Genomic DNA, 21,288 nt, shown 5'->3' on the forward strand with positions numbered 1-21,288 from the left:
GATCGGCGGGAGCCTTGCCACCTACGCCACCCAAATATCCATCGGATCCTCTACGCCCCGAACCGTCCGGTTTTCATGCATCTCGAATCCCGCTGTCAGCTCGGACGCGCGACTGCCTTCCTGTTCCAACTGTCGACGCACCGCATCGCTCAGGACAACTATTGCCTGAAGATCACGGGTGAGCGCCTCAAGCTTGGCCGCCACGTTCACGGCGTCACCGATCACGGCAAACTCCAGCCTGTTGGCGCCGATATCGCCAAGAACGACCGAGCCATAGTGGACACCGATACCGACACTGATCTCGGGCTCGCCCGCCCGGCGGCGCTCAACGTTCCAGCGGTCGATCACATCGACCATGTCGCGCGCGCAGGCCACCGCGTTGCTGGCATCCGCAGGCGTTGGCACCGGAGTACCAAACGTGGCCATCAACCCATCGCCAAGATATTTGTCCAGTGTGCCATGATGGCGAAACACCTCGGTCTCCATCCGGGCATGAAACCCGCGCAGGACCTCGATCACTTCGTAAGGATCACGGCCGGCGGCATATTTGGTGAACCCGACGATATCGATAAAAAGAACGGCCACATTCTCTTTGCGAACCTGCTTGAGCGGTTCGTCATTCTGGCTTAGTTCCTCGACCACGTTAGGCGAGAAATACCGCGACAGGTTTGCCCGCTCACGCTCCAGCCCCGCATTCGTCATCAGCAATCGATTGAGACGCCGCATCGACACGCCTAAAGTCACGGCCACCATTACGAACACTATCGCCTGCTGAATGCGCAGTTGCGGGGCGAAGCTGTTGGGATCGAGCAGTTCGGCCACATCCGGGTAGCCTGCCAAAGCTTCAGCCACCCGTTCGCTGATGCCCGGGATCGGTGTTGAGACCCACCAGGCGATGATCCAGCCCACCGTCCACATCACGGCAGTCCAGGACCCGATGGCCACCACCGTACGCCAGGAATAAGCCAGAGTTCCCGCTGCCAGAATGATGAAGAAATACTGAAAGTTGTCGAACCGGTACTGCATCGCCAGCGGCCGGACGTCGTCGCTGAACGGGTTGGGAATGATCATCCCCAGGGTCATGATCAGCAGGTCCACAAAGATCAGCAACAACTCGGTCCGCGACTGCCCCACGCGACCCGCCCGCCGGATCAGCCAGCCGTTTGCGCAGATCAGCAACAGGATGAAGTGGTACCACAGCACCTCCCAGTGCGGGTTGAGGTAGATCAGCAGGATCCCGGTCAGCCCCATCGCGATCCACCGGGCGCGTACCGCAAGTTCCAGCCCTTCGCGCTTGTGCCGTTCCAGCGCCGCCTCTGTATACTTGTTGTCCAGATCGAAATTGTCCGGGCGCGTCACGAAGAACCGTCCAAAACGGGACTCGCTGGCTGTGGTGTCCGACATTGCTGGAGCTCCTTCACTGCGCCGCAGGATAGGACAAGCTCATATCGGAACCGGGCGGCGAAGAAAACAAAAGACCCCGCCGAGATCGGCGGGGCAAGGCGTAGTGCCTTGTGTCAGGCCACAGGCACCGGCGGTGTTCGTGAAATCAGTTCATCTCTGCCCGGATCTGCTGGCGCAGCACGTCGATCGGCACTGTCTTGCCGTCGCGCTTGAAGCACCAGTAGGTCCAGCCGTTGCAGGACGGCGCGTTTTCCAGATGCGCGCCAACCTGATGGATCGACCCTTTGACGTTGTCGCCCACCAGTGTTCCGTCGGCCCTCACCTTGGCCTTGTGACGCTGGTTCATGGAATACAGTTCCTCGCCAGGGCGCAGCATGCCGCGTTCGACCAGCTGACCAAAGGGCACGCGCGGCTCGGCGCGTTTGCTGGCACTGACCTCCAACGCCTCGCGGTCGAATTTTCGAACTTTCGAAATGCGCTTTTCAGCCACCTTGCGATAGCTTTCCTCGCGCTCAATGCCGATGAATTCACGGCCCAGCATCTTGGCCACGGCACCCGTCGTACCCGTGCCAAAGAACGGATCCAGAATAACATCGCCCGGATTGGTGGAACCAATCAGTACACGGTGCAGCAGCGATTCCGGCTTTTGCGTCGGATGCGCCTTGTCGCCGTTTTCATCCTTCAAGCGTTCATGCCCGGTGCAGATCGGCAGAACCCAGTCACTGCGCATCTGCACACCTTCGTTCAGCGCCTTCAGGGCCTCGTAGTTAAAGGTGTATTTCGCGCCTTCGCGCTTGGACGCCCAGATCATCGTCTCATGCGCATTGGTAAAGCGTTTGCCGCGGAAATTCGGCATCGGGTTTGACTTGCGCCATACAACGTCGTTCAGAATCCAGTACCCGGCATCCTGAAGGGCCGATCCCACGCGGAAAATGTTGTGATAAGACCCAATTACCCAGATCGCTCCATTGGGCTTCAGCAGCCGGTGCGCTGCCTTCAGCCACTCACGGGTGAACTGGTCATAGACACCAAAGCTCGAGAACTGGTCCCAGTGATCGTCGACCGCGTCTACCTGGCTGTTGTCGGGGCGGTGCAGCTGTCCTTTCAGCTGCAGGTTATAGGGCGGATCCGCAAAAATCAGGTCTACAGACGCCTCGGGCAGACTGTTCATCACATCGATGCAGTCCCCGGATAGAATCGTGTTTAGAGGGAGCGCTTTTGCGCCCTTTGTCTTGGTCGTTGTCATATCACTGCCTCAAGTTCCACGGCGCTTTTGCGCTCATTTGGTTGAGACAAGGATGAGTCATCCTGGATTCGCCGTCAATTTCTTTTTTGAATCAGCGACTTACGATTTACTCTTGATACAAGATATTGTGGACTGGTTTGAACGAACATCTATGGTGTGGGGTTACACCGAGATTTTGCAGCGCATCCTTGTGTTGTTTCGACGGATATCCAGCGTTTGTCTCCCACCCGTAACCAGGATGCTGTTGCGCCAAATCCACCATCAGCTGATCGCGCCAGTTTTTCGCAATGATCGAAGCAGCCGCGATCGACACGGAACGGGCATCCCCTCTGACCACTGCCTGAGACTGAATTTTCAGCCCCCGGGGGATCATATTGCCGTCAATCAACAGGAAATCGGGGGCGGGGTTCAACGCCGCCACTGCTCGCGCCATCGCCAGATGAGAAGCCCTTAGAATATTAATCTCGTCAATTTCAGCCACCGATGCTTCGGCCACCGCAAACTCAGCCCGTTCCCGCAGCGCTATATCCAGCGCTGCGCGGCGTTTGGCCGTCAGCTTCTTGGAATCGTTCAGCCCCTCCGGAATATCATCCGGGTTCAGGATGACAGCAGCGGCTACCACTGGTCCGGCCAGCGGTCCGCGACCAACCTCATCCACCCCGGCGATCCGCAAGCAGCCCCGCGCCAGCAGCGCATTTTCAAGCTCGAAATCTGGAATCGTCATGCACCCGGAAAACCGTGTTTCGCCGCCTATCGCAAGAAAAAAGAGAGGGCAGCTTGAACCGCCCTCTCCCGTGCGGCACTTCTGTGGCACCGCTCCTGCTCGAAATCTGTTACTTGTAACTCACGCGGTATCCCTTTTGGCGCAGACACGCGGGTTCGTATGCCCGCTTGACTTCTTTGCCATTCCAGAAACCGACCTTGCACTGGTACGGCAGGCTATTGCTGTATTTGTAATACTTGCTCAGGCAGCGTGTTCCCAGCAGCGGGCGGTTGTGGGAATACGCCTTGTAGGTGCGCAAGCATCGTTGCGGCAGGGTGTAGCGCGCGACACGTTCCGGCAGGGGGCGCACATAATGCGGCCTGTCCTTTGGTTTTGCGTACACGGGTTTTCTGGGCGCCTTATAAACATGATTGTGGTTTCGCGTAACGGTGTTCTTTTTGTTTTGGTCACTAAAATGCTTCACGGCGGCACCGATCAGAGCGATGGCCGCAAGCCCGCCAATGATGTCTCCGGTATCAGCAGCCCGCGCCTTGGATGCCGAAATACCGGTTATAGCGACTGCAGAGGCAACGATCAGCGCGATGAATTTCTTATGCATGGTTCTTGTCCTTCAGAAGTCTCGGGAAGGCCCGGTGGCAGGCCGTGTGCTTGATGCACCGAAACTGGCCGCTCCCCAGTCAGACAAGCAATAACGGCCCGTTGTTATCCGATATCAGCCCTGCGAAACCCCTTTGGTTATTGAATATCTTGCGAACCCGTGCGCAGGATGCAGCCTATGAAACAGATCCTCTCTTCTCTGACTATCCTGGCCCTGATATCGCTAGGCACCGCAGTTTCGGCGGCGGACTGCTATGCCGACTACAAGGCCAAGAAGGACAATCCGCTGCGCCTGCACTATGGTGTCATGCAGGTTTCCGCCTGTGGCAAAGGGCAGGCCAAGAAAGAGGTCGCCCAGCGCCTCAAGGGTTCCGGCTGGACTTTGCTGAACGTCATGTCGGTGTTCGGGCCGGAAGGGTTGGATAAAAGGAAGGCCAATGCCGGAAAATTCTATCTCCGTTACTGAAGCCCGGAGATCTGGAGTCAGACTGGTCGGCGCAGGTATCGCGGCGATCGTTTTGATTCTGGTGACGGCAGCGATCTTTCTGTTCTGGACCTTGCCCGACGCGAATGCCTTTAACGCGCGGGTCGAACGGTTGTTCATCGAAAGCGACCTGACCTCGCAGACCGAGATTCGCCTGCTGGAGATTCTGGCGCAGTCCGGCACCGCCTTTGCCGACACACTGTCCAGTTACCGCATGGTGATATTCGTCCTGCTGGTCTTTGCCAGCGCCATGCTGGTGACAGCGCTGGTGTTTCTGGTGATGCTGGTGATGCTGAACCGCCGGATGGCGCAGATCGAGCGTACCGGTATTCAGGTAACGTCCTTGTTGATCAGCCGCGAAGAAAACACTGTTTACCTGAACAACATGGATTTCAAGCTGACACCGGCGGCGATGGAGACGCTTTCGGTGCTGGCGGAATCGCGGCTGGATGACGAGGTGCTGTCCGGTGTCCAGATCGAAGCGATGATTTCCGGCAAAAACGCCGCCGATTGCGATGAGGCCGCAGGTGCCACGCGGATCAAACGGCTGCGCGACGCCCTGGGTAACCAGATGGTCAGCGAGTTGCTGGTCAAGAACATCGCAAAGAAGGGTTATATGCTCTCTATCGAAAAAGATGTGATCCAGATGGTCTGAACCGGCAATGCCGTACATGGGCTGTGTGGTAAAATGCCGGTCAACCCCCTTGGAAAAACGCGGTCCAGGCCCCATCCTATAAAGACCCGTGCCAGGGAGGTTGATGATGAACGTCTACGCCACGCCAAGAACCAAAGGCTATGGGATATCAGTTGAGCGGCTGAACGGTCGGATTGCGATTTACCGCGACGAAATTCTGTTGGCCGATAGCTCCGATGCCAAAGTCATGTACGAAACGCGGCTACCGCCGGCGATCTATATTCCGCGCGAAGATGTGCGCATTGATCTGGGTGAAGAAACCGAATTGCAGACATTTTGCCCTTTCAAAGGGACGGCGACCTATCACGATGTCGTCCTTGAGGGACAACGCCTGGAAAATTCCGTTTGGGCTTATGAAGATGCTCTTCCCGAAAGCGCCGCCATTCAAGGGCATATCGGGTTCATGCCCGATGCCTATACCCGGATCGATCTGGGTGAAAACCGACTGCGCGAACCCGATGACGGCAACATCAGCGGGCCTCTGATTGACTGGCTGATGCGAGGAGCGTCCCAAAACGACACGCCTGAAGCGTTCACCAAAGCGCTGGCCGAGAAGATGCTGGAACACGGGATCGCCATTCAGCGTCTGAGTATTCTGACCTGGTCACTTCACCCGCTGATCGCGGGCAAACACTATATCTGGGAAAAGGACGAGGACGAAATCTCGACCAACATCCCGACCTATGAAATCCATGACCACCCGGCCTATATCAATAGCCCCCTGCGCCACGTGTCGAACGGGTTGGGTGGCGTACGTCAGCGGCTGAACGACGAAAACCCTCATAACAGCTTTCCGATCATGGAGGATCTTAGGGCAAAAGGCGCGACCGATTATGTTGCCATGCCCCTTCGTTTTTCGGACGGCCGGACCAACGTGCTGACGCTGACCTGTGATCATCCTGACGGGTTCACAACGGCAAATCTTGGGCTGGTGTTTGAATGCTCGTTGGTGATCGCCCGGTTCTATGAGGTCTTCATGCAGCGCGAAAACGCTCAGGTCCTGCTTGAAACCTATGTGGGCAAACGTTCAGGCGCGCGCGTTCTGGGCGGAGAAATCCGGCGTGGCGACGGCGATGAGATCGATGCAGCCATCATGTTTTGCGACCTTCGCAATTCGACCAGCCTGGAAGAACAGCTTGGCCGCACCGCCTATATCAATCTTCTGAACGACTTTTTCGAAACCGTGTCGGGCATTGTACATGAAAACGGCGGCGAGGTTCTGAAGTTTATCGGCGACGCTGTTCTGGCGGTCTTTCCTGAAGGCGAGGATTCAATCGCTGCGCGCGGAAATGCCCAACGCTCGGCCATTGAAATTGTCGAGAAGCTTGGCGAACTAAGACAATCAGGATCCGATGCTCATTGCGATTGCTCTATTGGCGTTGCTTACGGCCGCGTGACCTATGGCAATGTCGGATCCCGCGAGCGATTGGATTTCACCGTGATCGGGCAGGCTGCCAATATCGCCGCCCGCCTGGGGGAATACGGCAAGACGGTCAATCACCGAATTGTCGTGTCAGCCGATATTATGCCCGCATGTGCAAATGCGCAGCCGCTGGGTGATGTCAAACTACACAACGTGTCCCAACCGGTTAAATCCTACGCTCTCAGAACATCCGCGGACGCGGTGCTGAACGCCTGAAGCACCGGATATCCGTTAGCATCAACCACCGTTGCGCGGCGCAACACTGATCTGGTCTGGCTGGCGGGTTTACCCAATGCGAGCAGCGGCAAGCACATAACCTGCGTTTCGGTCAGGTGTCTTGGCCGGTTACGCTCCGAGCAGAATCAATGCTGTTTGCGCAGGCGAAATCGTGCTTTGGAGCTGGGCGATCTGGCTGCGCGCCAGGAACCGATCCGTCAGTTGGGCAACGGCTGCCTCATCCGCAAACTGGGCCAGATCGTCGGACCCCGTCAAACCTGATAGCCTGTCCTTGAAAACCTCAAGCTGCTTGTCGATGTTCAGCTGCGCGAAACTCGAAGGCAGTCCAAGCGCCGTTTCCATCATGCTGCGCAGGGGCGGCAAGCCCATCAGGTCGAACCACTTGGTGTCAGCGCTGCTGTCTTTTGCCGCCAGATCGGCAAGGGCGTGCTGCGCATAAAGCGATATGCGCATCGTCTCATCAGAATCACCTACAGCGATTTCGAACCGGGACAGTACGCTGTCCTGCGCAATCTCTTCCATATTGGTGATCAGGCCCGTCTTTCGCACCTCACCCGGGCCCAGACCGAATGCCTCTGAAAACTCCCGATACCTTTTGTCGGCCAGACGATTGGAGAGCGCATCATCGGCACTCGTGCCATCGGACAGAATTTTCTGGATAAAGTAGCGATTGTCTAAATCGCCCTTCAAACCGAAGGCTCCCAAGGCTACCTGCAGCAGACGCCGGTCCGAGACCAGATCCTCTGCGGATTGCACATTGCCGATGTTTTCAAGAAAGTACTGCGTCTCCCTTTCATTGACGGTCGATGACGAAAAACTGTCCAGTTGCGCATCGTAAGTGCGCTGCAGGAACCGCCAGCCGACAATTCCGCCGGCAGGTATGACCGGCTGGAAGGTCATTGCTGATACGCCATCAACCGTTCTTCACGCGGCAACAACGCGCGCAGGGCCTTCAGGCACTTGTAATACTGTTCGGCCAACAAGGCCTCGGTGGCCTCGGACAGTACTCGGCGACTGTCCGCATCGGTAAAGACCTGACTCAGTTCCTCGACCCGTCGCAGCAGTTGCTGACGTGCCCGGTCCGGTTCCATGTCACCGGAAAGCACAAGCTGGGCGGCATAGCACACCCGCCGAACCGGCGTATTCACTTCATCCGGGTGGATGGCATCCCGCAGCCGCAGGACATTTGCTTGTGGCGTCATGATCGAAAACCGGCTGCGACGGTCTCCGTTTTCAAGAACCACACCGTTGATCAGCACCCTCTCTTTGGGTGCCAGTTTCAATACCAGCCCGCTCATCAGGTCGCACCCATTTGCCGCAGGCCGCGCAGGACTGCCATGTTGATCTCCAGCAAAGGCTCGACCGTTGCTTTGTCGCCCAGAACCTGGCTGCTGTGCTGTTCGGTAAACTCGGCCAAATAGAAAATCCGCGCACGCAATTCGTTGGGCAACGCGTTTTCTGAATCCGATACACCGCTGGCCAGGACCGCCCACAGTCGACGGTTTTCGTGCAGCGCCTGAACGAACCCGCCAAAATCGGACTTTTTCCGAGCTGCCGCAGCTTTGAGCCGATGGGTGATTTTTGAAATAGCCTCGTACTCGGTGTCGCGCGGGGTGCGCGTTGGTGCGGCGGTCTGCGAATAGGCGCGCTGTGCAAGAGTCTGCGGTGTCACTTGAAGTCCTTCCAATAGTCCGTCTTTTGGCGGTCAGGGTCGGGGCGCATATCCACGCCCCGACCGGGTTCCGAGATTTAGCGGAACAGCGACAGGATCGATTGCGGTGCCTGGTTGGCGATCGACAGCGACTGAGTGGCCAACTGCTGCTGCACCTGAAGGGCCTGCAGACGCGCCGAGGTTTCCTCCATGTCGGCGTCAACCAGCGAGCCGATACCGGATTTGAACGAGTCCGCCAGATTCGAGATGAACTCTTTCTGGGTTTCGATCCGACCCTGCGACGAACCAAACGCAGCCGATGCATCAATGGCCGTGTCGATCAACGTTTCAACGGTCGCCAGTGCCGCATTTGCGCCCGCACCCGTAGAAACGTCAATTGAGGACAGCGCGCCCAATCCACCTGATCCGGCATTGGCGAACTGGCCGCTCACGGTCAGATCGTTACCGCCGCCATTGGTGAAATTGAGCGTACCGGGCGTGCCGCTGTCATAATCGACGGTCAATCCCGCAACGCCCAGCTCATCGACCTTAGCCTTGAGCGCCACGGCAACAATATCCGCCGTGGTGGTAGACGCGGCATCGTCCGCCGTTACTGTATAGGAAACAGTCTCGTCACCCACCGTCAGGCTGACACTGTCCCCGGCCGCGAAGGCAGCACCGTTCTCAGCGATTTCGATCTGTTCGTTGCCCCCGCCGTTGTCGAGCGCAATTGCCACGGTGTCACCGTTGACCGATGCCCCCGCCGAACTGCCCGAAAAGATGTCGTTCGCTGTATAGCCGCCAACGGACAAATCCTGCCCGGTCACTGTAATCGACGATGCCGTCACATTACCCGTGTTGTCGCGGTCGAGCGACGCCAGGATTGAAGCGGAACCAGCCGAGCCGTCAACCAGGTTGAGTCCATTGAACTGGGCCGCGCCTACCACGGCAGCGATCTGATCACGCAGCGCAGTCACGTCGTCGTTGATCTTGCCACGGTCGACGTTGTCTTCCTGCGCGGCGACAATCTTACCCTTCATTTGGGTCAGAAGGTCGGTCACTGTTTCGGAGGCGTTCCGCGCCACAGCAACGGTCGATTCACCCAAGGCAAGACTGCCTTTGATCGCGTTGAAACCGTTGACGTCGGATTCCATAACTTTGGAAATCGCCCATACGGCCGAATTGTCTTTGGCCGTCGCAACGTCCTTACCGGTCGAGATCGCGTTCTGAGTCTGCGCCAGGTTCTTGTTGACCGATTTCAGGGTTTGCAGCGCAACCATTGCGCCATTGTTGGTCAGAATGCTGGACATAGCTTTCTTCCTTTTCCGTTCGGGCCTTTTGCGCCCTTGCTAACCCCGCATCACATGCGGGCTTTGACGTCTTTCTGATCGGTGCGATCCGCCGTCGGGCTGTTCGCGCCACCTGTTGTTTCAGGTGCAGGAACACCTTTGACGTCGATCCCCTAACGGAGTGCTAAAGTGTCCGAGCTGGAAATTTCGGATTTGAATCAAACCTGTCGTTATGCCCGCTTTTCCAGCTTCACGTTGCTGCGCACGGTAAATCCGTTGCGTTGCCCGTCGGCCCCATAGGTGCTGAACTCCTGGCGAACCCGCCGCAATTCGGCCATGCGGCTGGCAACCGCGCGAATCCCTTCGGCAGCGCTGTTCAGCAACGCCTGGTTTCTTTCGACCTTTTCCTGAAGGCGAATCAATTCGTCGCTGTCAAAGACCTGCAGCTCATTGATCGCCCCGATCAGTTTTTCCTTTTCGGGGACCATCTGGTTCAAACGGTCCAGATCGCCATCGACAAGCGCGGTGCGTTCAAGATCCAGAACTTCTTCGAGGGATCTGATCAGGGCGGCGTCAGCTTTGCTCGGCATTGGTTTTCTCCATCATGGACTGAAACAGGATTTCGGACAGGCCGACGCCTCCGGATTTCGCCAATTGCAGGGCCTGTTGCTTTACAAGAAACGAGGAAAACTGGTCTTCGCCCGCCCCTCCGCCAAAAGACTGGCGCGCTTCGCCCAGGCCAGCCGAGGTCAGCATTTCAGCCAGAAAGGCGGCCTCCAACTCAATCGAGGCTTCTTTCAGTTTTTCTGTTGTCGTGGGCGGCTGCGCAGCAGGAAGAGTCGCAGAAATCTTCATCGCTTTCTCCGAATTTGCATCGAACTTTCTCGATCAAAGGCGAAAGCGGTTAAAATATACGTAACTTCCTGCTGGCAGATTTCCGGTCACACAATCGGAGCCGGAGCAAAATGCCCAACCCTCTTTCAGCAGTGATGCCCCCGCCAGCAGCCGCCGCGAAACCTGACGCAAACACGCAAAAGCAGCGCGACCCGAAAGGCGCGACATCATTTCAAACGGTCATGGATCAGGAGGCTGATCAACACTCCGAAGAACTCGAAACGGCAGAACTGAAAATCCAGAAGCCCGACCCCGATTCGGAAATGGACGAGATCATTGCAGAGGTTGATCCAGCAGAGATCTCTGTTGCACCTGAGGTTCAGCAGCCTGCTGATGCGAAAAGTTTTGCGCCAGAAAGTGTGCCAATACCGCCCGTTGAGGACCACGAAGCGAAACCGACCTTGTTGCCTTCTGTCGGCATTGCGGACGAGGAGCCGGAGCTTTACGCTCCGCCGGTCGCGCCAGGTCGGATATCCGTTAGATCGCCAGAAAACTCTGGCGAACGTCTCGTTCCACCGGTTGACCAAGCGCTTGCAACAGATTCCGTTTCGGCGCTGAGAACGACAGAAACAGCTCTGAAATCGCAACACACCTTTAAGGTTCCGGCGGTTCTGCACTCACGCCCAAGGGAGACAGCCGATCTCTCCTCATCTTTTGGACAGGACCAGAACGCACCGCGCACCCCAACTGCACCCGAACTGGCGCCGAAGCAGCCGACCCTTCCCGATCGCGCGCCTGCATTGGTGCAAATACAGCTTTTGGCGACCGAACGGAGCAGTGACCGAATTGAATCCTCGGCTATGCCGGAAACCGAGGATGCGCTCCCGGTCAGGGATGCACCATTGCTTTCCGCGGCACGAGAAACAGGAACCACTCTTCAACCTCTGACGGCGGCACGGGCTGAAACGGCAAAGGCCATCGCCGGGCAGATGGCAACTGCCGTCAGCGCCCGCCCTCAGTCCGGTGCCATTGAGATCGCCCTGAACCCCGAAGAACTGGGGCGCGTTTCGATCGTATTGAACGGCCGTGACGATGGTTTGCATATGACGATTGCGGCGGAACGTCCGGAAACGCTGGATATGATGCGCAGGCATCTTTCGCTTCTGGAGACAGAGTTCCAAAATCTTGGGCTTGGGGACCTGTCCTTTGATCTGGACACCTCGTCAGACGCTCAGCAGGACGGATCAAACGCTGATGATAGATCGCCGTTTTCGGCACCCGAACCCGAGCACACCGCCAAAGCAGGTCCTGCTCTTCCGAGAATCGGCCCCGACGGGCGAATCGACATGAGGCTTTGACCATGATCACACCAACGCAATCCATGACCCAGCCCTACGCACAAACCCAGTCTGGCACACAATCACAGACGTCGGCCCTTACGTCGGATTTCGAAACTTTTCTGTTGCTGATGACGACTCAGGCCCAAAATCAGGATCCACTGGAGCCGATGGATTCAAGCGAATACGCCTCGCAACTCGCGCAGTTTTCCATGGTCGAACAGCAGGTTCAGACCAATGACCTGTTGGCGGGACTGTCACAAGGCAGTGTCAATCTTGAGGAACTCGCAAGTTGGGTCGGCATGGATGTCCGGACGGCCGGAGAATTTCATTTTGATGGCACGCCCGAAACCCTGTTCGCTCAGGCGGATCCTGCCGCAGAAGACGCCTCCATCGTGATTCGCGGCGGCGACGGCACGGTTATCGACCGGGTTGCAGTCCCCACCACCGCGACCGAATTTACCTGGGCCGGAACAGACAGCGACGGCAGCCCGTTACCAGCTGGTACATACTCCGCAACGTTGGAAAGTTATGACGGAGAGGAGTTGCTGTCCGAGCAACTGGTATCTGTCTACAATCAGGTGATTGAGGCGCAGGTCGTAGACGACACGATCCTGTTGACGCTGGAAAGCGGTCAGGTCGTTCCGGCGGGAACAGTTACGGCAGTGCGAACCGGAGCTTGATCTACAAGGCAGGACAGGCCAAACCGGGACAAAATTCGACTCGCTTACAGTATCGGTGACCCCACTGCCTGACCCGACTACCCCACCTCCGGATCTTGTTGACGAACTGGGCGACCGGGGCCTAGTCGACTCCGGTGCGCAATTTCAAACGCTCTATGGCGGACGCACCAATCAGGTGTGGAAGGTGCTGGGCGGAGGTGGCGGCAAGGTCCTGAAACTGTACCGTACCGCGCTTCGCAACCCGCTGTTTCGCAATGATGCCGAGTTGGAAGCACGTTGCCTGATGGCCTTGGAAAACACGGGTTTTGTCCCTCGTCTGCGCGCGACCGGCCGGCATGAAAACGGCCGGTGGGTCTTTTACGATCACGCTCCGGGGTCACCGTGGCAGGAGGATCCTGCGCGCGTCGCACAGTTGCTGCAAAAGCTGCACACGCTCGACCTTTCTGTTGAGGTGCCTGCTGGATGTAACGGCAGTGAGGATCTGGCCCGACACGGGCAAAGCATTCTTGATGAGTGCAAATCTGAAATACGCCACAGATTGGAGCGTCTGCGCCCTAAGGAACAGGTGGCTTCGGCTGCCCGCACTTGCCTGATCCACGGAGACCCGGTTGCCGGAAACATTCTGGTTGCCCCGTCTGGCCTGACCCTCATTGACTGGCAATGTCCGGCGCAGGGTGATCCCAGCGAAGATCTGGCGCTTTTTCTGTCGCCCGCGATGCAGCACCTGTACCGGGGCGCCCCGTTGAATACGTCGGAAGAGAACCAGTTTCTGTTCGCTTATGGCGACATCGACACGGTGGAAAGATATAAGAACCTGCGCCGTTGGTATGCGTGGCGCATGGCGGCCTATTGCCTGTGGCGTGTCGAAAAAGGTGCGCCGGATTACTCAGTCGGATTGGACTTGGAAATTGCTGCGCTTTAGCCCTTACAAATCGCCAAGCGCCATCATTGCATAAGCAGGCGGCAGCAATGCGCGCCGCCACGGCCCAAGTGGGAAACGCCCCGGATCGCGCACTATCGGCTCCGGCAGATCCGTGTCCTGACCCAATACCAGTCGCGCCAGCGCACGCCCGCAATAGGTACCCATCGCCACTCCGTTTCCGTGATAGGCAAAGCCGGCGAACATGCCCGTTTGATCCGCAACAGGCCCGACATAGGGCATGAAGTCTCGCGACAGACAGACCATACCCGACCACATATTGGTAACGTCGACACCCGCCCAAGCCGGAAACATCCGGCGGAAATCCTGCTGGACGTTTCGGCGAATCGCGACCTCGGCCTGGGGCGACGACCAGAGCCCGCCACGCATCCCAAACAGGAACCGTCGATCGGGCATAAGTCGAAAATAGTGCAACAAATGGCGGGTGTCATAAGACATCTGATCGCTGAACCAGCCCTGCGCCAGCAACTCGGCCTCGGACATGGGGCGTGTCACCAATACCGTGGACTGGGCAGGCATATATCGACCGGACATCCAGAGCGGTACGTCTTCACTGGAATAGCCGTTGGTGCAGATCAGCACATTCGAGGCTCTGACCCGGCCCGATACCGTCTGAACGTCGAACCCGGATTGTGCATTGCGGATGTTTCGAACGGCGCTTTTCTGGAACAGGTTGGCGCCACGGGACTGGGCAGCATTTGCCAGCCCGAACAGGTATTTTCTGGGGTTCAACCCGAACCCGACCGGGTTGGTATACCCGCCGTGAAAAGCCCCACCAAACCCCAGTCCCGGCAGGTCGACAGATTCGTGCAAAATACCCGCCTCGTCTGCTTTGCGACGCAGGCCCTCCATTGCGCGGGCGTTATGGGCCAGCTGGGTTTCACCACTTGAATGCGTGTCCGCGTCGATTTGGTGAGTATCAAGCAGGTCTGCAACAAGATGGACCGCATCTTCTTCGGCTTTCTCATAGCTGCGCGCGGCGGCCCCTCCGAACCGCCGGACCATGGCTCGATGGCTCAGTTTTGACCCGCCAAGACAGCAAAACCCGCCATTGCGGCCCGAGGCACCCCAGCCGGGCGTTTCGGCCTCCAAAACAGCAACCGAAACACCGGTTTCGGCCAGATGCAGTGCGGCTGAAACGCCCGTGTATCCACCGCCCACAATTGCGACGTCAACGTCCAGATCGCCTTGCTGGACCGGCCAGTCCGGGCAGGCAATGGTCTCGTCCCACCAACAGTTCGTGCGGGGGCCGGGACCATAAGTGTAGTCTGGAAACAGCCGCTTCATTCCGTACGCGCGGCGGCCATTTCATCCTGTTTTTGCCGCACCATTGCGCGTTTCGTGACCAGTGAGGCGGTGATGACCCCCACTGTCACGACCGCAATCATCAGCGTCGACAGGGCGTTGATTTCGGGACTGACGCCAAGACGCACGGCAGAGAATATCCTCATCGGCAAAGTCGTTGCCGACGGTCCCGAGGTAAAGGATGCGATCACAAGATCGTCCAGCGACAGCGTGAAGGCCAGCAGCCAACCCGAGATCACCGCAGGTGCAATGATCGGCAGCGTCACAAGGCGGAATGCCTGCGCGGGTGAGCAACCAAGGTCCAGCGCGGCCTCTTCCAGCGATTGGTCAAAGGTCACTAGGCGCGAGGAGACGACGACCGAAACGAAACACATCGAAAAGGTTGTGTGGGCCAGAACGATGGTCAGGATGCCCCGATCCAATCCGATGCCGATGAATAGCAGCAGCAGCGACAGGCCGGTGATCACCTCGGGCATCACCAGCGGCGCGTAAATCATGCCCGAAAACAGGGTGCGGCCAAAGAAACGGCCCCCGCGCACCAACACATAAGCGGCGGCAGTGCCCAGAATTGTTGCGATTGTCGACGAGAACACCGCAACGCGCAAAGTCACCCATGCTGCGTTCAGCATCTGCTCGTTCTGGACCAGTTCACCGTACCATTTGGTCGAGAACCCGGCCCAGACCGTCACCAGCTTGCTTTCGTTGAAGCTGAAGATGATCAGTATGACCATCGGAATGTAGAGGAACGCAAACCCCAGCGTCAGGGAGACCGCGTTGAACCAGCTCATCCTGTTCATTGTTCGGCCTCCGCCTGTTTCTGCTGATTGCGCTGGAACAGCACAATCGGCACCACGAGGATCAACAGCAGTACCACCGCCACGGCGCTGGCCACCGGCCAGTCGCGGTTCGAGAAGAACTCTTCCCACAACACCTTGCCGATCATCAGCGTGCCGGACCCACCCAGCAGCGACGGGATCACAAATTCACCGATCACAGGGATCATCACCAGGAAACATCCGGCGATGATGCCGGGACGGGACAGCGGGATGGTCACCAGCCAGAACGCCTGAATGCGCGAGCAACCCAGATCCTCGGCCGCTTCGATCAGGGATTCGTCCATCCGCTCCAGCGCCGAATAGATCGGCAGGATCATGAAGGGCAGATAGGTGTAGACGATGCCAATATAGACCGCCGTATTGGTGTTCAGAATGGTCAGCGGAGTCGAGATGATGCCCGTCCACAGCAGCAACTGGTTCAGGTAGCCTTCGTTGCTGAGAATGCCCATCCACGCATAGACGCGGATCAGGAACGAGGTCCAGAACGGCAGGATCACCAGCATCATCAGCGTCGGACGCCACTCAGTAGGTGCGCGGGCCATGCCATAGGCGATGGGGTAGCCCACAAGAAGCGTAAATATGGTTGAGATCAGGGCGATTTTGACGCTGGACAGATAGGCTTTCCAATACAGGGCGTCTTCTGTCAGCCAGATGAAATTCTCGAAATCCAGCTGGCTGAAAAAGTCCTGGATCCCGACCCACCCCTGCGACAGGTCCAGCGTCGGAGTGTAGGGCGGAATGGCCAGAGCGATATCCGACAATGAAATCTTCAGAACGATGAAGAACGGCACCAGAAACAGCGCCAGCAGCCAGACATAAGGGACGGCGATCAGCAGGGCGCGGCGCATCAGTTGGCCAGCAGGACCGCGGCCGTCGCTGTCCAGGACAGCCAGACCGGGTCTTCCCATGTAAACGAGCGGCGCGAAATGCGGCGGGTGTTGGCCGTCTGCGCCTTGATAATCGTGCCGTTGGGTAGTTCAACGTAATAGGTGGACAGGTTGCCCAGATAGGCGATGTCATGCACCTTGCCCTGAATGGCATTGATCGCATCAGCCGGGCGGTCCGCCGAAATCGTTACCTTTTCGGGCCGGATGGCCAAGTGGCACGCCTGACCGTTCGAAACCCCATTGGCTGAAGTCGCGGTCAGCGGCGCCTGCCCTTCGGCCCAGTCGATCTGATAGGTCTCCCCGCCATTTTCCGTCGCGCGACCTTCGATAATATTCACGTCGCCAATAAAATCGGCCACATAGACCGAGTTCGGGTTTTCGTAAATCTTGTCCGGCGTCGCCACCTGCATCAGCTTGCCCTGATCCATCACGGCGACCCGGCTGGCGACTGTCATCGCCTCTTCCTGATCGTGGGTCACGATCACAAAGGTGGTGCCGGTCTTTTCCTGGATATCCATCAATTCGAACTGCGTGTCCTGACGCAGTTTTTTGTCCAGCGCGCCCAGAGGTTCGTCCAGCAGCAGCAACTTCGGCGCCTTGGCCAGTGACCTCGCCAGCGCCACCCGCTGGCGCTGACCACCGGAAATCTGATGCGGCTTGCGGCGGGCAAATTGCTCTAGCCGGGTCAGGCGCAGCATTTCTTCCACACGCTCTTCAAGGTCGTGCTTGGGCATGTTGTCCCGGCGCAGGCCGAAAGCGATGTTTTCCCAGATGCTCAGGTGCGGAAACAGGGCGTAGGACTGAAACATCATGTTCACGGCCCGCTTGTTCGGCGGGATCGGGTCGATATCCTGACCACCCAGCAGAATGTGCCCCTCGGTCGGGGTTTCAAACCCCGCCAGCATCCGCATCATGGTGGTCTTGCCGCAGCCCGACGGCCCCAGCAGAGCAAAGAATTCCTGTTCGAAGATATCCAGAGACAGATTGTCGATGGCCGTGAATTCACCGAACCGCTTGGTGACATTCTGGAACTGGATCAAAGGTTTCGCCTGTGGGTCATCCCACGGCGCAAAGACGTCAGAGTTCAAAACGGCCCCCGTTCGGCAATCTGGAAAATGGGGCAAGGCGGCAGGGCCGCCCTGCACATATAAATCGGATCAGGTGCCCGATTTGATCTTGGTCCACAGACGGGTCACAGTCCGCTGTGTTTTTGCCGGGTAAGGCGTTGTGATGTAGAGATTCTGCATGGTTGAATCATCCGGGTAAATCGCCGGATCACCGATCACATCTTCCGCAAGAAACTCCTGCGAGGCCTTGTTGCCGTTGGCGTAGTACACATAATTGGACGCAGCCGCCATGTTGTTGGCGTCCAGAATGAAATTCAGGAACTGATGCGCGCCTTCCGGGTTTGGAGCATCCGCCGGAATCGCCATCTGGTCGAACCACATCAGCGAGCCTTCGGCGAAGGGATGGTATTCGATGTTCACCCCATTGTCCGCCTCGGCCGCACGATCCCGCGCCTGAAGAATGTCGCCCGACCAGCCAACGGCCACACAGATGTCACCGTTTGCCAACGCGTTGATGTATTCAGAGCTGTGGAACTTCTGGATATGCGGGCGGACGCTGACGAGAACCTCTTCGGTCTTTCCGATCACGTCGGTGTCGTGGCTGTCGGGGTCCTCACCGATATATTGCAGCACCATCGGGATGATCTCGGAAGGCGCATCCAGGAAATGCACACCGCATGAGGCCAGCTTTTCCATATTCTCAGGCTTCAGAACCAGGTCCATGCTGTTGAGGGCGACATCTTCACCCAGCGCTTCTTTGACTTTGTCAACGTTGATGCCAATGCCCGTGGTGCCCCACATGTAGTTGATAGAATAGGCGTTGGCCGGGTCATATCCTGCGGTACGTTCCTGAATCACGTCCCACAGATTTCCAGAGTTCGACAGTTTGGACGCGTCCAGTTCCTGAAACGCGCCGGCTTGAATCTGGCGCTGAAGGAAAGTGCCCGACGGCACCACCACATCATAGCCCGAGCCACCGGCCAGCATCTTGGTTTCCAGAACCTCGTTGCTGTCAAACACGTCGTAGATCAGGGTCAGGCCCGTCTCTTCTTCGAATTTGCTCAGAAGGTCCTCATCGATGTAGTCGGACCAGTTGTAAACACGCACCTCTTCGGCAAAGGCGGCCGAAGTCCCCAATGCGATGACCGCTGTCATGGTCAGCGTTTTGATTGTCATTTTCTTCTCCCTGCAAGTGTACGGGTATTTTCCCGTTTTTTTGGATTTGATCAAGTTTTGCGTTTTCCCCCGATCCCGCGTATGGTTTCACGAGGTCAGAAACCTGGCAAGTCAGCATCTTTGAAAACAGGGCAAACCAATTGGATTTGATCAAAAATAAGGCATCCGGCTCGATCATGGGCAGTGAGAAACGACCCGCGCATGAGCAGGTGTACCAAACCCTCAGATCACAGATCATGTACGGGGAACTGGTGCCCGGACAGCCTGTAACGATACAGGGCCTGACTGATTCGCTTGGTGTCGGCATGACCCCGGTGCGAGAGGCAATTCGACGCCTGATTTCGGACGGTGCGCTGATGTTCCAGGGCAACCGTCGGGTCAGTGTACCGTTGCTGACGGACGGTGATGTCGAGCAGATGATATTCGCCAGAATATCAATAGAATCAGAACTTTCCCGCCGCGCGACTACGAATGTGAAGTCCTCGGATATCGATCATCTTGAGCGTATCGACCGGCAGCTGGACCGCACCATAGCTGACGGCGATGTCAGCGGGTATCTGCGCCTGAACCACACGTTTCACGAAACACTCTATTGCCATGCGAACGCGCCGATTCTGAACGATCTGGCAGAACGGCTCTGGCTCAGATTTGGTCCGTCCCTGCGTGTTGTCTGCGGTCGATTCGGCACCCAAAGCCTGCCGGACCGGCATAAGGATATCGTCGCGGCGCTGCGCGCGCAGGACGCCGATAATGTCGCCAAAGCCACCGCTCAGGACATCGAGCAAGGGATGGAACTGATGATGGACGCTCTGATCAGCGGCTAGGACCGTCCGATTCGATTGACAGAAAAAAATTTGATCATATTGTGATCTGCAACCGCTCTTGCAGGAGATTCCCGGATGTCTACCATCACGAACCACATGCCCACCACCGAATTGCAGGCGCTGGATGCTGCCCATCACATGCACCCGTTTTCCGCCAACGGATCGCTTGGCGAAGAAGGCGCGCGCGTCATCACCCGAGCCAAGGGTGTCTATCTGACCGACAGCGAGGGCGAGGAAATACTCGACGCCATGGCCGGTCTGTGGTGCGTCAACATCGGCTATGGCCGTGACGAACTGGCCGACGTGGCCGCCCGTCAGATGCGTGAACTGCCTTATTACAACACGTTCTTCAAAACGACCCACGTTCCCGCGATTGCTTTGGCTGCGAAGCTGGCCGAACTCGCGCCAGGCGACCTGAATCACGTGTTTTTTGCGGCAGGCGGGTCCGAAGCAAATGACACCAATATCCGCCTGGTGCGCACCTACTGGGCCGAGAAAGGTCGGCCCGACAAGAACATCATCATCAGCCGCCACAACGCGTATCACGGTTCGTCCGTCGGGTCGGCGTCTCTGGGCGGCATGGCGGGAATGCACGCGCAAGGTGGCATCCCGATCCCGAACATCCACCACATCAACCAGCCGAACTGGTGGGCCGAAGGCGGCGACATGTCCCCCGAGGAGTTCGGTCTGGCCCGTGCACGTGAACTGGAAGAAGCCATTCTCGAGCTGGGCGAAGATCGTGTCGCAGCCTTCATCGCCGAACCTGTTCAGGGTGCAGGCGGCGTCATCGTCGCACCCGATACCTATTGGCCGGAAATTCAGCGTATCTGCGACAAGTACGATATCCTGCTGATCGCGGATGAGGTGATCTGCGGTTTTGGGCGCACCGGCAACTGGTTCGGGTCGGAAACCGTAGGCATCAAGCCGCATATCATGACCATCGCCAAGGGCCTCAGTTCAGGCTATGCGCCAATCGGTGGGTCGATCGTCAACGATGAGATCGCCGAGGTGATCGGCGGCACCGAATTCAACCACGGCTACACCTATTCCGGCCACCCGGTGGCGGCGGCCGTGGCGTTGGAGAATCTGCGCATCCTCGAAGAGGAGAAAATCGTGGACCATGTCCGCGACGTCGCCGCACCCTACCTGAAAGAAAAGTGGGAGGCTCTGGCAGATCACCCTCTGGTAGGTGAAGCCAAGATCGTGGGCATGATGGCGTCGATCGCACTGACACCGGACAAGGTCAGCCGCGCCAAATTCGCGTCCGACCCGGGCACCATCGGCTATATCTGCCGTGACCGCTGCTTTGCCAACAACCTGATCATGCGCCATGTGGGCGACCGGATGATCATCTCGCCGCCGCTGGTCATGACCCCGGCGGACATCGACGAGATGTTCGTGCGCATCTACAAGTCGCTGGACGAGGCGCAAGAAGAAATCAGCAGGCAAGGGCTGATGAAAGCCGCGTAGTGGGGAAACGGTTCCCGGGAGGTATCAGAAACAAGGGGCGGCCTGCACAGGCCGCCCTTAATTCGAATAGGGCCTGAGCATTGGGTTTGCCTGCTTTGCAACCTATGCGCATATACTTACCTGCCAGGTATGTAGCCCCGGTTGCCCCTGTGCGGTATTTTGCTGTGCCGGAATGACAAC

At 57.7% G+C, this 21,288-nt stretch carries 23 protein-coding genes; 8 read left to right on the forward strand and 15 right to left on the reverse strand.

Features of this window, described 5'->3' with window-relative positions; genetic code table 11:
• Window positions 1-21: 21 nt before the first annotated feature.
• The 4 genes from GOX66_RS14390 to GOX66_RS14405 all read right to left on the reverse strand — a co-directional run bounded on the left by GOX66_RS14390 (window position 22) and on the right by GOX66_RS14405 (window position 3,972).
• A complete protein-coding gene (locus GOX66_RS14390; protein ID WP_170763431.1) occupies window positions 22-1,404 on the reverse strand; it encodes an adenylate/guanylate cyclase domain-containing protein in 1,383 nt (460 codons plus the stop codon).
• Between the two features lie 145 nt (window positions 1,405-1,549).
• Entirely contained in the window at window positions 1,550-2,650 is a 1,101-nt protein-coding gene (locus GOX66_RS14395) for a site-specific DNA-methyltransferase (RefSeq protein ID WP_170763432.1), read from the reverse strand.
• Window positions 2,651-2,756: 106 nt separating this feature from the next.
• Window positions 2,757-3,374 carry a ribonuclease HII gene (locus tag GOX66_RS14400; RefSeq protein WP_170763433.1) on the reverse strand — a complete coding sequence of 206 codons (618 nt, stop codon included), beginning with the start codon at window positions 3,372-3,374 and terminating at the stop codon, window positions 2,757-2,759.
• 109 nt (window positions 3,375-3,483) lie between these two features.
• Complete coding sequence (locus GOX66_RS14405) at window positions 3,484-3,972, reverse strand: hypothetical protein (protein ID WP_170763434.1); 489 nt, start codon at window positions 3,970-3,972, stop codon at window positions 3,484-3,486.
• Window positions 3,973-4,149: 177 nt separating this feature from the next.
• On the opposite strand from GOX66_RS14405, the gene GOX66_RS14410 reads away from it, so the two are divergent.
• The 3 genes from GOX66_RS14410 to GOX66_RS14420 all read left to right on the forward strand — a co-directional run bounded on the left by GOX66_RS14410 (window position 4,150) and on the right by GOX66_RS14420 (window position 6,788).
• Window positions 4,150-4,437, forward strand: coding sequence for a hypothetical protein (locus tag GOX66_RS14410; protein WP_170763435.1), 288 nt, complete (start codon window positions 4,150-4,152; stop codon window positions 4,435-4,437).
• Complete coding sequence (locus GOX66_RS14415; RefSeq protein ID WP_170763436.1) at window positions 4,409-5,110, forward strand: winged helix-turn-helix domain-containing protein; 702 nt, start codon at window positions 4,409-4,411, stop codon at window positions 5,108-5,110. The genes GOX66_RS14410 and GOX66_RS14415 overlap by 29 nt, the downstream gene beginning before the upstream one ends.
• A gap of 106 nt (window positions 5,111-5,216) precedes the next feature.
• Complete coding sequence (locus GOX66_RS14420; RefSeq protein ID WP_170763437.1) at window positions 5,217-6,788, forward strand: DUF427 domain-containing protein; 1,572 nt, start codon at window positions 5,217-5,219, stop codon at window positions 6,786-6,788.
• 129 nt (window positions 6,789-6,917) lie between these two features.
• Here the strand turns inward: GOX66_RS14420 and GOX66_RS14425 are convergent, their stop codons facing one another.
• The 6 genes from GOX66_RS14425 to GOX66_RS14450 all read right to left on the reverse strand — a co-directional run bounded on the left by GOX66_RS14425 (window position 6,918) and on the right by GOX66_RS14450 (window position 10,604).
• Window positions 6,918-7,709 carry a DUF1217 domain-containing protein gene (locus tag GOX66_RS14425; protein ID WP_170763438.1) on the reverse strand — a complete coding sequence of 264 codons (792 nt, stop codon included), beginning with the start codon at window positions 7,707-7,709 and terminating at the stop codon, window positions 6,918-6,920.
• On the reverse strand, window positions 7,706-8,107 hold the full coding sequence (gene flbT / locus GOX66_RS14430; protein WP_170763439.1) for a flagellar biosynthesis repressor FlbT: 402 nt from the start codon (window positions 8,105-8,107) through the stop codon (window positions 7,706-7,708). Before flbT ends, GOX66_RS14425 begins: the two co-directional genes overlap by 4 nt.
• Window positions 8,107-8,481, reverse strand: coding sequence for a flagellar biosynthesis regulator FlaF (gene flaF / locus GOX66_RS14435; RefSeq protein ID WP_170763440.1), 375 nt, complete (start codon window positions 8,479-8,481; stop codon window positions 8,107-8,109). The genes flbT and flaF overlap by 1 nt, the downstream gene beginning before the upstream one ends.
• Window positions 8,482-8,558: 77 nt before the next feature.
• Complete coding sequence (locus GOX66_RS14440) at window positions 8,559-9,770, reverse strand: flagellin (RefSeq protein ID WP_170763441.1); 1,212 nt, start codon at window positions 9,768-9,770, stop codon at window positions 8,559-8,561.
• Between the two features lie 209 nt (window positions 9,771-9,979).
• Window positions 9,980-10,339: a flagellar biosynthesis protein FlgN gene (locus GOX66_RS14445; RefSeq protein ID WP_170763442.1), complete on the reverse strand. Its 360-nt coding sequence runs from the start codon at window positions 10,337-10,339 to the stop codon at window positions 9,980-9,982.
• Window positions 10,323-10,604: a rod-binding protein gene (locus GOX66_RS14450; RefSeq protein WP_170763443.1), complete on the reverse strand. Its 282-nt coding sequence runs from the start codon at window positions 10,602-10,604 to the stop codon at window positions 10,323-10,325. Before GOX66_RS14450 ends, GOX66_RS14445 begins: the two co-directional genes overlap by 17 nt.
• Window positions 10,605-10,714: 110 nt before the next feature.
• Here GOX66_RS14450 and GOX66_RS14455 point away from each other — a divergent pair, with 110 nt between their 5' ends.
• The 3 genes from GOX66_RS14455 to GOX66_RS14465 are packed head-to-tail and all read left to right on the forward strand — an operon-like array spanning window position 10,715 to window position 13,525.
• A complete protein-coding gene (locus tag GOX66_RS14455; protein WP_170763444.1) occupies window positions 10,715-11,941 on the forward strand; it encodes a flagellar hook-length control protein FliK in 1,227 nt (408 codons plus the stop codon).
• A 2-nt stretch (window positions 11,942-11,943) separates the two neighbouring features.
• Complete coding sequence (locus GOX66_RS14460) at window positions 11,944-12,603, forward strand: flagellar hook capping FlgD N-terminal domain-containing protein (protein WP_170763445.1); 660 nt, start codon at window positions 11,944-11,946, stop codon at window positions 12,601-12,603.
• Between the two features lie 55 nt (window positions 12,604-12,658).
• Entirely contained in the window at window positions 12,659-13,525 is an 867-nt protein-coding gene (locus tag GOX66_RS14465; protein ID WP_336509482.1) for a phosphotransferase family protein, read from the forward strand.
• A gap of 3 nt (window positions 13,526-13,528) precedes the next feature.
• Here GOX66_RS14465 and GOX66_RS14470 read toward each other — a convergent pair whose 3' ends face one another.
• The 5 genes from GOX66_RS14470 to GOX66_RS14490 all read right to left on the reverse strand — a co-directional run bounded on the left by GOX66_RS14470 (window position 13,529) and on the right by GOX66_RS14490 (window position 18,814).
• Complete coding sequence (locus tag GOX66_RS14470) at window positions 13,529-14,830, reverse strand: NAD(P)/FAD-dependent oxidoreductase (protein ID WP_170763446.1); 1,302 nt, start codon at window positions 14,828-14,830, stop codon at window positions 13,529-13,531.
• The gene (locus tag GOX66_RS14475) at window positions 14,827-15,645 is read right to left on the reverse strand and encodes an ABC transporter permease (protein WP_170763447.1); all 819 of its coding nucleotides are present in this window, start codon (window positions 15,643-15,645) and stop codon (window positions 14,827-14,829) included. Before GOX66_RS14475 ends, GOX66_RS14470 begins: the two co-directional genes overlap by 4 nt.
• On the reverse strand, window positions 15,642-16,532 hold the full coding sequence (locus tag GOX66_RS14480) for an ABC transporter permease subunit (protein ID WP_170763448.1): 891 nt from the start codon (window positions 16,530-16,532) through the stop codon (window positions 15,642-15,644). The genes GOX66_RS14475 and GOX66_RS14480 overlap by 4 nt, the downstream gene beginning before the upstream one ends.
• A complete protein-coding gene (locus GOX66_RS14485) occupies window positions 16,532-17,659 on the reverse strand; it encodes an ABC transporter ATP-binding protein (RefSeq protein WP_170763449.1) in 1,128 nt (375 codons plus the stop codon). Before GOX66_RS14485 ends, GOX66_RS14480 begins: the two co-directional genes overlap by 1 nt.
• 69 nt (window positions 17,660-17,728) lie before the next feature.
• Window positions 17,729-18,814 carry a polyamine ABC transporter substrate-binding protein gene (locus GOX66_RS14490; RefSeq protein ID WP_170763450.1) on the reverse strand — a complete coding sequence of 362 codons (1,086 nt, stop codon included), beginning with the start codon at window positions 18,812-18,814 and terminating at the stop codon, window positions 17,729-17,731.
• A gap of 140 nt (window positions 18,815-18,954) precedes the next feature.
• Between GOX66_RS14490 and GOX66_RS14495 the strand changes: the two genes are divergently transcribed.
• Together GOX66_RS14495 and GOX66_RS14500 are read left to right on the forward strand one after the other, a co-directional pair.
• Window positions 18,955-19,638 (forward strand): GntR family transcriptional regulator, encoded by a 684-nt coding sequence (locus GOX66_RS14495; protein WP_419555562.1) that lies wholly within the window; start codon window positions 18,955-18,957, stop codon window positions 19,636-19,638.
• 75 nt (window positions 19,639-19,713) lie between these two features.
• Window positions 19,714-21,108: an aspartate aminotransferase family protein gene (locus GOX66_RS14500; protein ID WP_170763451.1), complete on the forward strand. Its 1,395-nt coding sequence runs from the start codon at window positions 19,714-19,716 to the stop codon at window positions 21,106-21,108.
• The last annotated feature ends 180 nt before the right edge of the window (window positions 21,109-21,288 follow it).

The organism is Ruegeria lacuscaerulensis (assembly GCF_013031245.1).
GTDB classification, from domain to species: Bacteria; Pseudomonadota; Alphaproteobacteria; order Rhodobacterales; family Rhodobacteraceae; genus Ruegeria; species Ruegeria lacuscaerulensis_C.